The sequence below is a fragment of the Anaerohalosphaeraceae bacterium genome (assembly GCA_035378985.1).
In the GTDB taxonomy this organism is placed as follows: Bacteria; Planctomycetota; Phycisphaerae; order Sedimentisphaerales; family Anaerohalosphaeraceae; genus JAHDQI01.
Window position 1 is genome coordinate 73,075 of record DAOSUR010000010.1, and the last position, 14,050, is coordinate 87,124.

At 55.5% G+C, this 14,050-nt stretch carries 7 protein-coding genes; all 7 read right to left on the reverse strand.

Annotated elements, in window-relative coordinates:
• Window positions 1-306: 306 nt before the first annotated feature.
• Window positions 307-3,783 carry a CARDB domain-containing protein gene (locus tag PKY88_08675; protein ID HOQ05271.1) on the reverse strand — a complete coding sequence of 1,159 codons (3,477 nt, stop codon included), beginning with the start codon at window positions 3,781-3,783 and terminating at the stop codon, window positions 307-309.
• Window positions 3,784-3,912: 129 nt separating this feature from the next.
• Entirely contained in the window at window positions 3,913-5,718 is a 1,806-nt protein-coding gene (locus tag PKY88_08680; GenBank protein ID HOQ05272.1) for an ABC transporter ATP-binding protein, read from the reverse strand.
• A 95-nt stretch (window positions 5,719-5,813) separates the two neighbouring features.
• Window positions 5,814-8,051, reverse strand: a complete 2,238-nt coding sequence (locus PKY88_08685) for a TonB-dependent receptor plug domain-containing protein (protein ID HOQ05273.1) — start codon at window positions 8,049-8,051, stop codon at window positions 5,814-5,816.
• A 250-nt stretch (window positions 8,052-8,301) separates the two neighbouring features.
• Entirely contained in the window at window positions 8,302-9,162 is an 861-nt protein-coding gene (locus tag PKY88_08690) for an HAD family hydrolase (protein ID HOQ05274.1), read from the reverse strand.
• 3 nt (window positions 9,163-9,165) lie between these two features.
• A complete protein-coding gene (locus PKY88_08695) occupies window positions 9,166-9,846 on the reverse strand; it encodes a TrkA family potassium uptake protein (GenBank protein ID HOQ05275.1) in 681 nt (226 codons plus the stop codon).
• 13 nt (window positions 9,847-9,859) lie between these two features.
• Window positions 9,860-11,638, reverse strand: coding sequence for a potassium transporter TrkG (locus PKY88_08700; GenBank protein HOQ05276.1), 1,779 nt, complete (start codon window positions 11,636-11,638; stop codon window positions 9,860-9,862).
• A gap of 46 nt (window positions 11,639-11,684) precedes the next feature.
• The gene (recG, locus tag PKY88_08705; GenBank protein HOQ05277.1) at window positions 11,685-13,787 is read right to left on the reverse strand and encodes an ATP-dependent DNA helicase RecG; all 2,103 of its coding nucleotides are present in this window, start codon (window positions 13,785-13,787) and stop codon (window positions 11,685-11,687) included.
• Window positions 13,788-14,050 lie beyond the last annotated feature (263 nt).

Sequence of the window (14,050 nt, forward strand, 5' to 3'; positions counted from 1 at the left end):
ATAAAACCTTTCAGGATTTTGAAAACGACAAAATGCTCCGGTCTGCTGTGGAAAGACCAGATTCTTATTTTAGGAGAAGCAGCCGGAAATATTTCTGATTCTCTCAAGCAAAGAACGCCCCCCCTGGAAATTGATTATCGCCCAACGAAATATTTTGGCTCATGAGTATGGAGAGGTTTTGACGGAGCGTATTTGGAACGTTGTTCAGCATCGCATACCTGAATTGCTTGGCCAATTGCAGACACTCCTGCCGCATCCTCCGGACGGCACGGATTGATCAAAATCGGTTTCTATAGGTAAGAATTCTTACGGACCGGGGGCGCGGTACATCAGTCTGAATCGGGCGCCGTTGCGCGGAATCAGCGAGCGGGTTGTGGAGGTGTGCATCGCCCACTGCCAGTCCTCGCCCGCGCCGCTCTCCAGGCCGATATCCAAATCGCATGTGTAGGTGCCGCGAATCACAAGCCCTGTGCCGGTGGAATAGATTGTCCCGTCGGCATTGTACGTCGTCCAGCCGATGGTCAGCCGATGATTGACCGCCGGTTCATACTTTTCCACAATAAACTTGCCGTATCGGCCGCTGTTGGTGATATAGGCAAAATATGTCCCGGGCCAGAATTGGCTTCCGTCCGAACCGCTGATTGCTGTTGAAGACAGCTGGGCGTCCATCGCCGCAACAGCGGTCCGGTCGAGCGCCCCGTATCCTTCCCACAGCCAGTCGTCCGTCCAGTCCTCCAAATCCGTCAGGTCAATCCGCCCTGAATAATTCAAATCCGTCAGGCCGCACCAGCCGGGCAGTGTGCAGTCCGTGCGGAGCCAGGCCTGGGCCAGACGGGCAAAATCCTCCAGATTCACCCGATAATCACGGACTAAATCGGAAGGACTCAAATCCGTATAAAACCCGGCAATTCGGAAATTGTAATCCCACGTGGTGGCGGTCCATAAGCTCCAGGTTTTCATATCATAAGGTGCCGTGGAGCTGCTCAGCGAATACCCCTGACTGTCCGGCCAGGGGTTATCCGTGCGGGCGGCGATCGAAGAGGACAGATTGTTCAGATGTCCGTCCTGGACATATGAGGTGAAAATATAGGTCTTCTGTCCCCACAAATCCATGTTGACCGGGAAGAAGACCCATCCGCCGTTAAACGAGGCGGGGACGTCTTTTGTCACTGTTTTGATGATCGTCCCGTCTGCGGCCCGTATATCCAGCACCAGCGTGACGGCATGGCCTGTACCGGTCGGATTATAGACATAGTCGAACCGGTCGGTGAATTGGAAACCCGCATAGGCAACTTGGGCACTGCGGGGCAGGACGATGCTTTGTCCGCAACCGACATTTCGAGGTGTCCAGGCCGGTCGGTCATCGCCGCCGAACCAGCCCTGAGCATTGTAGGTTTCTTCTTTCCGTTCAAATTCATACACCGTCAGGGAATGAGGTCCCCGGATGTTGTTGTTCTCATCGGCCTCCAAAACCTGCCGGTCCGTATCCGCCTGCAGGTAAATCGACTGTACGCCCGGAATCGGATAAGTATAAGTGAAATTCCAGGTATAGGTTTCATTCACCGCCAGCGCCGGAACATATGCATAAAGCGCTCCGTATTCATTGGACCCCGGCGGGCTGGAGCGGTTGGGATAGAAATCCAGATAGAAACTGCCGGCACTTTGGGACCCGACATTCCGCACAACGCACTGAAACGTCAGCACCTGATCCTGAACGGCGGTTTCCTGCTGCTGACAGACAAAGGATTCCATCACCAAATCCGGCCGGGCCGGCGTAATCCGAAACGGCTGGTCGCTTACGTCGTACGGGTTGCCGTCGGAGGCATCCTGAATGCGGATGAGGCAGTTGTCGCTGGGGGTATTCGGCACCGTCCACAGGAAGGAACCGTCGTTGGCGGTGGACAATGCAATCGGCGGGTCCACCCAGTGGCTGCCGCCGTCCAGTGAATAATCAATCCGTACGAAGGGAATGGTGCCCCACGAGTTCCAGGTGATTTCCCGTGCTGCGCCCGCCGGCCAGCCCTCACCGCCGTTGGGCTGCGTGACGGTTATCGAATACAGAAAGAATCCGTTCAGGACGGTGGCTGTGTTGGAGTAGTCGGAAGTTCCCTGACTGTTAAAGGCGCGCACCCGGAATTTGTAGTAATAGTTAAAGAACAGAATTTCGTTCATCTGGTACGACATCACATTTGCTCCGACACTGTCCAGGATCGTCCAGGAAGACGGTTCGGCGGAAAAATAGGACCACTTTTTGTATTCAATTTCAAAGCCTTCTTCATTGGCGGAGTTGTCTTTCCACTGCAGATGAATCTGCGGGGAGGTGATGGCCGCCGTCAGATTGGACGGAGCCAGGGGCAGCTGGACTGTATTGATTTCCATCTTCTGGCAGTAATTGGCGAGGGCCGCCCGCTCATCGTTCCAGGCGACAACGGCTCCGAAAGGCGCTGGGCCGTCCTTGGCGAAGAGGATTTTCGGGTATTTCTGATGAGCGCCCGGGCTGGACGGATACACATCATCATCAATCACCCAGCTGGACCACATCAGCCCTCCGGCTGCATTCACCCGGCAGGCTCGAATGTTATAACTTAAGCCCCAGTAGTCCTGCCAGGCGGCAATCATCCCGCCTGTTGTGTCGGCACAAACCACAGGATTTCGCTGTGAGCCGGGCGTCAGATTGTTGATGCGGATGCCGTAAAGGGCCCATTGGATATTGCCGTCGCGGTCGATATGCTGGGCATAAATATCACTGTTGCCGCCCATAGCCGGCTCGTTTCGCCAGTCCGTCCAGACCGCATAGGCCCCTTCGGCTCCATTGCTGCAGACGTCAGAGCTGATGCCGTAGGTCCAGGCACTTCCGCCCACCGCCGACGCCGAGACCAGCTCCAGTCCGCCCGCCGCCCAAAGCACTGTGCCGGCGCAGTTGACCCGCTGAATCCGCACATTATCGCTCGTATTCCAGCAGACAATCGCTCCGCCCTGTCCGTCGGCAGCGGCATGAATTTCCGTAATTGCGTTGGTGGTGTTTCCTATCGTGACGGCGGTCCCCCAGAGCGGCACGACGGAACCGCCGCTGACGGCTGCTCGCCGGGCGACAACCTGCAGGCCGTTCAGTCCGGCGACAATCACACCGCCCGCTCCGTCAGAGACGGCATCACCCGGCTTAAAGCCCAGATTCAGCCCGTCCACGCCGCCTGTCAGCACACCGCTGCTGTTAAAATGCACCAGACGGTACACGGCACTGCACTGCAGGGCGGCATACGCACCGCCAGCTCCATCGCCGACCAAAATCGGTTTGGGCTGGCTTGAGCCGCCGTCCAGATACGAACTGGTTAACACGGTCGCGGAGGGCCACAGTTTTGTGCCCAGCTGGTTGACGCGCTGGGCCTTATACACCCACGTTTTGATGGGCGTATCGCTGATTTTCTCCACCCAGACGACAATCGCCCCGCCGGTGCCGTCGGATATCACATCCGGATTCTGATTGTCCAATCCGGATGAAAGAACCACTTCTGAAAGCCATGCCGGACCGGGAATCGGAAATCCCCCGCTGGTTTGTCCGGTATAATCGACCCGCTGCAGGAGAACCTGATAGCCGATATCGGCTTCCCAGGCGAAATAAATCCCGCCGTCCTGGTCCGAGGCAATGTCGAAACGGGATGCGGTGGTGCCGTTGACCGTAATCGGGACGCCGCCGAAATACCAGAGTTTATCGCCGTCACTGCCAAACGAGGAAGCTGAGACATACAAAAGAATAAAGACCGGAAATATATATTTCCCAGACATTGTTCTACCCTCCCTTTTTTCAAGAAAAACCAAGCGCTCTTTGCACAGCTCCGAGGGCGGTATTTTGGATGAACCAGAGATGTTTCCTGCCGTCCTTTTCAGTCAACTATACACAAGGCGGATGTAAAATCAAGAGATATCTGAATTCAAAAATGGGGAATCGACCAGCAAATCCAGCTGGGCAGACTGCATCTGTCGGCGGAAGAAATCCCGATAAATTCCGTTCTGGCTTACCAACTGCAGGTGGGTTCCCTGTTCGACAATTCGTCCGTTTTGAAGGACAAGAATCCAGTCGGCGTGGATGACGGTAGCCAGACGGTGAGCAATAATAAACGTCGTTCGTCCGCGAATCAGATTCTGCATGGCCTGCTGAATCCAGTACTCTGATTCTGAATCCAGCGAGCTGGTCGCTTCATCAAAAATCAGAATGGGCGGATTCTTTAAGAACGCCCGGGCAATGGTAATCCGCTGTTTTTGTCCGCCGGAAAGCATCAGCCCCCGCTCACCGACTTCCGTATCAAACCCCGCCGGAAGGGCCTGAATGAATTCCAGCGCGTGAGCGGCTTTGGCCGCTTCAATCACCTCCTGGTCTGAGGCGGAAGGATTGCCGTAAAGAATATTTTCCCGAATCGTGCCGCTGAAAAGCATCGGTTCCTGCAGCACCATTCCGACGGCTTTCCGCAAAGAGGACACCTTCAGGTCCCGCACATCAATGCCGTCAATCCGCACGGCGCCGGACTGCACATCGTAAAACCGCGGAATCAGACTAACGAGGGTGCTTTTGCCCGACCCGCTGGGGCCGACCAGAGCAATCCGGCTGCCCGGCTCCACAGTAAAATGGATATCCTGCAGAACGGGCCGGTCCGGCTGATAGCCGAACCAAACGTGCTCGAATTCCACGCGGCCCTGAACCGAAGGCAGGTCCACGGCGTCCGGACGGCTGCGGATGTCGGGCTGCTCATCCATAATCTGAAAGATGCGGTCCAGCGCCGCCAAGGCGTTGGCCATCACCACATTCAGCTCGGAAAACCGCTGCATCGGCAGATACAGCGGCCCCAGATACATCATCAGCGCCACCAGATCGCCCACCGTCATTGCCCCCTTGAGCACGCGCATTCCCCCGAAGGCAATCACCACGAGCGGAGCCAGCCCAATCAGCGTGCCGGTAACGGCCTGATTGAGTCCCTGCATCAGAATCCGCTGCATATTGATGGAAAAGAGCTTCTCGGATTGTCGGCGGAATCGCCGTTTTTCCGTTTTTTCTCGACCGAAAGCGTGAATAACGGCGGTGGCGGAAATCCGCTCGCTCACATCGCCGGCCATTGTCGCCAGTTCATCCTGAATCCGCATGGTTGCGGCGCGAATGCTGGTGCTGAAACGGCGGAAAAAGAACAGATAAACCGGATAGGTCGCCAGGGCCGCCAGAGCCGTCGGCATGTCGATTCGAAAGACAAAAAAGAGGATGGCAATCAGGGCAGCGGCGTCCATCCAGGTATTGGTCAGAGCTGTACCGACCAGATTTTGAGCCAGAGCGATGTCGCTGATAAGGCGGGAGACGATTTCCCCGCTGCGGTGCCGACTGAAAAACGAAGCCGACAGCCGCAGGATTCGCCAGTACAGTTCATACCGCAGATGAAACACGGCCCGGTGACTGGCCTTGTCCGCGTAGATATGCCGGATGTACACAAACGGCGCATAAAGAAACAGGTACACGGCGGCCATCGCCCCGGTGCACAGCAGCAGCTGCCGCATTTTTTCTTCTGAAGGCAGGGTTGCGTTTAAGAACACCTGATCCACCAGATAGCGTGTCACCTGCGGGGTCAGCAGCGGCACTGTAAATTTGACGATACCGCCCAGCACTGCCAGCACCAAGTATCCGCTGTACGGCCGCACATATCCCAAAAAACGAATAAAATTGTTTCTTTTTTGAGCCATTCGGATTTTGCCAAAAAGGATTTGCCTCCTCGCAAAGATTCTATCCGAAAAGGTCAGCGGAGGAAAGCTCTCTTTGAGAACAGCCCGCCTGATGTTCAGAAAGTGTGGATAACCTGAAGCCCCAGCGCAGCCGGCTGAATGCGGTACATCCCCGGGAAGTCGTTGGTAAAACCGAACTTGCGCTTGCCTAAGTCTTTATCAAACCAGCCCAGAATGTTGTAGGCATCCAGACGGAACGTGGTGTTGGCGCTGTATTGGTACTCCAGACCCATGTTCCAGAACCAGCTGGGCTCGAACGATTCCAGCCCGTTTTTCTGGTCAAACCGGGCGGGGCTCCAGGCAAACTGCCGGGCGTAGTCTTTGGCGCCGGGCCAGCCCCAATATACAATCGCTGAACTGTTCAGCAGCCACTTGTCCTCGAATCGCCACGTCAGACGCAGTTTCGTCTCATGATTGGACCAGTTGGCAAAGTTGTTTCCATATCCCAGCGGTGCCGCAGTCTCTTCAATCGAGGTAATTTTGTCCGCCAGTGCCGCATGGTCCAGTTTTGTATAGGCATGGGAGAAAGATAATTCGAGTTTGTCGTTCGGCTTATACTTTCCTTCCAGCTCTGCACCGGAGGATTTAAGCGTGGCGACCGGGCCGGTTCCGCCCAGGCTGGATGAGTAGCTGACCAGATTGTGACTATGCATAAACAGACTGGCCCCAAGCCAAAGATGCCGGCTGTGTTCACGCTCCAGCCGCAGTTCCAGGGCATTCAGGGTTTCGTAATCGCTTTCAGACTTGCCGGCAAGCTGATTCCGCTTCATATTCTCCGCCACATCCGTCCGCGAGGCGCGAGAAAGGATCAGCTTGACGGTATCTTTGGGATTTGCGGTATAAACGAAAGTCGCCTTGGGAGAGAACATCGGTTCAACAAATGTATGGTCATCCAGGCGCCCGCTGAAAAAGGCCGTCAGGTCTTCACTGAGCCCCCATTGATACTCCCCAATCAGAGAGACCATGTCCGTGTTCCATCGCGGCATCGGTTTTTTATCGCCCATAATGTAATTCAGAGTGGTTTCCTCTCCGTCCGGAGTCAGGCCGAATTCTTCATGGCTCCATTCTGTTCCGAAGGCCAGTTTGTGCTGTTCATTCAGGTTCCAATTAGCTAAAATACGGCCCTGGTATTCATCCTCCCGATACAGTACTTCCCGGGCCAGCCCATACGGCGTCGATTCAAACTGCGTGCGGTCATAACTGAACCGATAGTGCAGCGAAAAATCCTCCGTCAGTTCCTGTGTGTATTCAGCAGTGAATGTGCTCTGCATATAGCCGACGCCGAAGGCGATATCCCGCTGCGGCCAGCCGCCCTCGAGCGGACGAAATTCGCACTGGTCGACATATTCCCCGCCCTGGGTGAAGCGTGCCCAGATATTCAGTTCCCCCAGTGTATAATGGGCATGCAGCTTCGCTCGCGGCCTTCCTCGATAGGCCTCATTGTAGTTTTTCATGAAATCCGGGTTGTGGTAATATTCATCTACTCCCAGCTGATAGCCCGGCTGATTGGGAGTTCCCCACCAGCCGGAGGGGCCGCCTTCCTTGTACGCGCCCGGTCCGCAAAGGTACCGCAGCGGTGACTTGGAGGGTTCGGCGCCGGGATACAGGGAGCCGCCGGCATACACCAACAGTCCTTCATCTTCCGAAAACATTCGTCCCCATTTCACTTCTCCGGAATAGTATTCTTCAATCATTCCAGACCGAAATGCCGCTTCTGTTCCCTGAAATGTTTTCGGGTCATCGACGATCAAATTGATAACCATCGACAGGGCACCGGCTCCGTACAGGGCCGAACCGGGACCGCGAATGACCTCAATCCGCTGAATATCACGGAGCATCGGCAGGTCCCGCTCACTGTACACACCAAAATCCGTTTTTTCATTCATCTGCCGTCCGTTAACCAGCAGCAAATATTTATCATCTTTGCCTAAAATGCCGCGCAGCCCCATATGCCGCGGCTTGGTGCCGGTAAACACCCACTGAAAGTTCGGCACGTAGATTTCCAGCAGCTCGATCAGACTTCGTGCTCCGGACTGGAGAATCTGCTGACGCGTGATGACCGTCATCGTCATCGGCATTTTGCGTTTGGTAGTCTCGGTCAATGAAGCCGTGCTGATTTCCACGTTCATCAGTTCTTCCAGAGACATTTCGAATAAGTCCGGGGCGTTAGTCTGAGCTTCGGCGGCGGGATTCAGGGAGGAGGCACTGCTGTCCGGCAAAGTCTTTCCGAAAGAAATCCGGACAAAAAAAACCATTAATCCCATATGAAACAACGCGATTGCTGTCTGCTTCATAAAAGGGCCCTCATCTGCCTGCTGTTCTGTTTGGAGAGACTCCTTGCGTGCGATTTCGGAGAAAAAAGGAGAGCGATAAACCTTTTTTTTGCGAAAAACAGCAATTTTTGCGGAAAGGAAAATCGGCGTCCTATAAAAAGCAGAAAAAATGCAACGGGCCGCTGAAAAGAGTGTTTGAGCCGAGGAGAAAGGGATTCATTGAAAAGGATGGACAACGTCGGATAACCACCCTTTTTCCCCGAACAGCGGGTTATGGAATCAATGAAAGGGTTCGACTGATATAATCTACAACAGCATCTTCTTCGTTGGAGGCGATGATTTCATCGGCATAAAGTTTCAGGGATTCGTGTGCATTGGCCACGGCGACGGCCCGGCCGGCCGTGCGGAACATCTGTATATCATTGATATGGTCGCCGAACACCACGACATTGTCCATCGCAAATCCGTACATTCGGGCCAGCTCTGCTACGGCCTTGGATTTACAGGCGGCGGCGTCGTGAATCGTCAGCCACCAATGACCGTTGGAGTAGGGATTTTGAAAATGAAAGCATTCGAGCCGCGGGCCGTACTGTTCCTCCAGATACCGGGCCAGCCGTTCGACCAGCCGGTCTTCCCCCATCACCGCAAACGAGACTACTTGAAGCGAAAGCACCTTTTCCAGCGGTTCCACCCGGCACAGGCGGGCCCGACTGTGCTCCATCAGTACCCCATGAAACCAGCGCATCTGTTCATTCAGAAGATCCTGATAATACAATTTGTCTGAATGTCCGTCATATCCGCAGATAAACGGAGCCAGCCCGGTTCGGCGAATTTCTTCATACACCGCTTCGGCCAGATTTTTTTCAATGGCTTTGACCTGCAGAGCCCGGCCGGTGGCAAAATCCGACAAAAACGCCCCGTTGACGGCAATCACCGGCAGACGCAGCGGCACCCCTTTCAGCAGCGGCACAATCTCGCTCCAGGTGCGGGCGCTGGCGACGGTAAAGTTTACCCCCGCCTCCAGCAGTTCGCACAGCCGGCGGCGGCTGGTTTCCGAAAGTGTTCCGTCATTGCGCAGCAGCGTGCCGTCCAGGTCTGAGACATACAGGATGCGGCGAATATCCGAATCCACGTTTTATTCCTGCGGAAGTTTGGCCAGGTCTCTGTCCGTGCCGGCCACCATCAGGATATCGCCGGCATAAATCACGGTATCGGGCATAGGGACGTTGATGATGCTGTCCTCCTCTTCGGCGTGCGGACCGCTTTCGCGTTTGATGGCCACCAGATTGACATTATACCGCTGGCGAAGCTGGAGCTCGCGGACGGTCTTGCCGTGGAAACTGTCAGCTGCTTTCACTCGCGCCAGACTGTAGCCCGGTGCAAAGTCGATTTTTTCATCAATGTGCGGGGCAATCAGCTTGTATGCCCATCGCTGGGCCGTTTCAATTTCCGGATAAATGACCTCGGTGGCTCCCACCGCACTGAAGACCTCGCCGGCCGTCAGGTCCGCCGCCCGCGCATAAATCTTCGGAACGCCCAGCTGCCGGAGGTTGACGACCGTCAGAATTGCTGATTCAAAAGCCCGGCCCCGCTCGCCCATTCCGACAATGGCGACATCGACTTTGTCTACGCCCTGCGCGCGGAGGGCTTCCATATCTGTGCTGTCCAGACGCACGGCATGGCTGACCTGATCGCGGATGTCTTCGATAATCTCCCGCTCTCGGTCGATGGCAATCACCTCTGCTCCGCTCATGGCCAGAGCAATTGCCAGTTTTTTCCCGAACCGTCCCAGTCCGATGACTGCAAACCGTTTCATAAGATCTCCTCGGTTAACCTACTACAACCGGCTCCGACGGATAGTCAAAGCCGGCCGGCTTGATTTCGTGCGTCAGCCCCGCCAGAAGCGTCAGCGGTCCCAGCCGCCCGATCAGCATCGTGAATATGATAATCCATTTGCCGGCGGCTGTCAAAGACGGCGTAATCCCCGTGCTCAGCCCCACGGTCGCCAGGGCTGAGGCCGCCTCGAACAGCAAATCCAGAAAGGCAAAATGGCTGTGACGTTCGGTAATTGCCAGCCCCAGCGTTGCCGTCAGCAGCGTCAGCCCGAACAGAAAAACCACAGTTACCGCACGGCCTACAATCAAAAGCCGAATCGACCGGCGAAACATCTCCACATCCCGCCGTTTGCGGAACGACGCCCAGGCAATCATCACCACGACGGCAAAAGTGACGGTCTTGATGCCGCCGGCCGTGGAGCCGGGCGAGCCGCCGATAAACATCAGCACAATCAGGATAAACCGAGAGGCCTCCGAAAGAGAGGCGATGTCCACCGTATTGAAGCCGGCGGTTCGGGCGGAAACGGAATGAAAAAAGGCCGTCAGGATGTCGCCCTTATAGGGGCCTTCCGGCCGGCAGGATTCAAACAGCAGCAATGCTCCCGTCCCTCCGACAATCAGCAAAGCACTGACAGTCAGTACAATCTTGGTCTGAAGCTGCAGCCGCACCGGTGAGCGGGCGGCAAAAATCAGGCCCGGATGCATTCGTCTGTGAAAGAATCGAACCAGAACGTCCTGCGCTGCCGTCAGCAGATTGTACAGCACGCTGAATCCCAACCCTCCCACAACAATCAGCGGTGCAATCACCAGATAAACCTGCGGAGACGACCGGTAACCCGACAGATTATCCGAGAACAGACTGAACCCTGCATTGCAGAAAGCGCTGACGGAATGGAAAATGCTGCAGAACCATCGACCCTCCGGCGTGGAAAAGCGCCCGTCCATCGGCTTCCACATTGGATAGAGAACCAGAGCCCCGACGGCTTCAATCAGCAGGGTGGTCAGGAAGATAAAGGCAATCATCCGAACAATGCGGCTGAGGGTCTGGGTATTCAGCAGGTCCTGCATTGCCGCCGATTCCTGGACACTCAGCGCCTGCCCCAAAATCAGCGCCATCACCGCCCCGAAGGTGACAATTCCCAGACCGCCCAGCTGGATCAATGTCAGAATAATGACCTGTCCCATCGGTGTAAAATCTGAACCGGTATCCTTGACAACCAGACCGGTTACGCATGTGGCACTGGCGGCAGTAAATACGGCATCTGTAAACGATAAATGTTCCACATTGTTCGAGCGAGGCAGCATCAGCAGACCGGAACCGGCCGCAATCAAAATGACAAACAAGCCGGCCAGTGCGCGCGGAGGATTTTTGCCCGTGGCTGCTACAGCGACCATTGTCCGGCACACTTTGACAATCACCTGAAGCACCAGATAGGTATCAATGGCTATTAAAATGGCCAGACTGGAACTGTCCGGAGAAAACCAGTGCCCTGCACCGGCCACGGAAAGCAGTAGAATCGATAGAAGCGGTATCTCAAACCAGTTGTATTTCAAAAACTCTCTGCGGGATTCCGCATTTGCAAAGCGAACCGCTTTTTCGGCCAGAAAAATCAGCAGAGAGATAAACTGGGCTGCATAGAGCACAGCCGTCGGCAAAAGCACCCGGTCAAACCCATAGAGCAAAACAAAAGTTCCTGCTGCCGAAGCGGCCGCAAGACCATTGGCAGCAATGACAAGACGCTCCAGAGCGGCATTTTTGTAGTGGATCTTCATATTTCGGACTACTTACCGTTTCCGAAAGATTTTTTCCAGTTTTTTTTCAGCCGATATCCGCCAGCCCCAGTGCTGCTCCAAACCGTTCAATCAGGGCTTTGCGCAAGGCCGCATGCTCCGGTCGAGTCAGACAGGGGTCTTGTCGAATCAGTTCAAAGGCATTCTTGCGGGCAAACGTCAGCAGGTCAAAATCCTCGACAATATTGGCAATTTTCAAATCCGGCAGGCCGTGCTGGCGGGTACTGAACAATTCGCCCGGCCCTCGAAGACGCAGGTCTTCCTCGGCTATCTCAAAGCCGTCGCAGGTACGCGTCAGCACCTCCAGACGCTGCCGGGCCTCCGGATTGTCCGTTTCGGAAAACAGCAGACAATACGAGCGGTTCTGCCCGCGTCCGATTCGGCCGCGCAGCTGATGCAGCTGGGCCAGCCCGAACCGCTCGGCATTCTCAATCACCATCAGCGTTGCATTCGGCACATCCACACCCACTTCAATCACCACCGTGCTGACCAGAATCTGAATCCGTCCCGCCCGAAACTCCGCCATAATCTGCTTTTTTTCTTCAACCGGCATTTGTCCGTGAAGAAGCCCCGCCCGAAATTCCGGAAAAACGGTTTTGGACAAAAGATGGTATTCCTCCGCCGCGGCTTTTCGCCGGCCGTTTTCCTCCGGGCCGTTTTCACCTTCGATGCGGGGATACACAAAATAGGCCTGCCGGCCCGCCTGAATCTGCCGGCGCAGAAACTCCATCGCTTCGCGGCGTTTGTCCGGCGGCACCCATCGCGTAATCACTTCCCCGCGTCCGGGCGGACGATGCCGAATCACCGACACATCCAGATCGCCGAAGACCGTCATCGCCAGCGTCCGGGGGATGGGGGTGGCCGTCATCACCAGACAATGCGGCGCAGCCCCTTTGCGCAGCTGCGCCCGCTGATGCACACCGAACTTGTGCTGCTCATCAATCACCGCCAGCCCCAAATCCGCAAACGCAATATCCTCCTCCAGCAGGGCGACGGTGCCCACTACGATGTCAATCTGTCCGCTTCGAAGTTCGTCGGCAATGCGGGCTCGTTCCGCCGGCGGCATTCCCCCAACCAGAAGTGCTCGTCGGACCCGGCTGCCTTTCAGATACCGTTCGATACTCTCGGCGTGCTGCCGGGCCAGAATCTCCGTCGGCGCCATCATTGCCGCCTGCTTGCGGTTGGCGACCGCCAGCAGTGCCGCATAGAGGGCCGCAACGGTTTTGCCGGAGCCGACATCCCCCTGCAGCAGCCGGTTCATCGGAACGGTGCGGCTCATATCCTGCACGATTTCCCGGATGACCGTCTCCTGATCTTCCGTCAGAAGAAACGGAAACCGCTGCCGAATCCGCCGGTCAATCTCCTCCGTCCAGACCATCGGAAAGGCGCGGCACTGATGCTCCATCTGATGTCTTCGAACGGCCAGTCCCAGCTGCATCAGAAACAGCTCATCGTATTTGAGCCGCCGCAGGGCCTGATGCACCTGTGCTTCGTTTTCCGGCCGATGAATCTGCCGATAGGCCTCCGCCCGTCCGCAGAAGTCATTCTTTTTCAGAAACTCCTGCGGATAAAACTCCGGCAGCTGTTCACAGAGGACGTCGAGGGAGGATTGAATGATTTTCTTAATCTGCCAGGAAGGAAGTTTGGCGCTGGCCGGATACACGGGACCGCTGAAGGCCTCGATATCCTGCGGCTCATCCGCCCGCAGAATGTGGAATCTCGGATTGGTCAGCTGCAGCTGGTGCTTGTATTCGCTTACCGTCCCGATGGCCGCCAGACGCTGACCGGGCTCAATCTGGTTGATCAGGTATTTGCCGTGAAACCACACAATCCGGCAAACCCCCGTCTCGTCCGCCAGCATCACTTCAAAAAACGGAATCTTCCGGTGCGCCTGATAATCCGTCTGCTCGACAATCCCGATTACGCAGACGGTTTGGCCCTTTCGGAGGTCGGCGATTTTTGTCGGCTCCGGTGCAAACCGCCAGTCGCGCGGAAAATAATTCAGCAGGTCCTCGGCTGTATGGACCCCCAGTTCCGCCAGCGCTTCGGCCCGGGCCGGCCCGACCCCCTTGAGGTATTGAACCGGCGTTAACAAAGTCGGCGAATTTTTCTGCCCCGGTGATTCACTCACACGTTCTTATCCGTACAAATCTGCTGATGAAACCGTTGGATACAGTTCGTTTTTGTTTATGATGACCCAGAAAACTTTTTTTTGCAAAACTTTTCCTGCCGACTTTCTTGTAATGCCTGCGAAATAATGGTTTACGTGATTATCCGACAATCCTTCTCTTTTTTTGGGCGTCTGATTAAAATGCGTCTTTCCGTTGTTTTGGACGGTTTGATAGGGTATAATAATCCTGTTTTGAAGACAGTCTCAAAGGAGTGAGCGAAGAG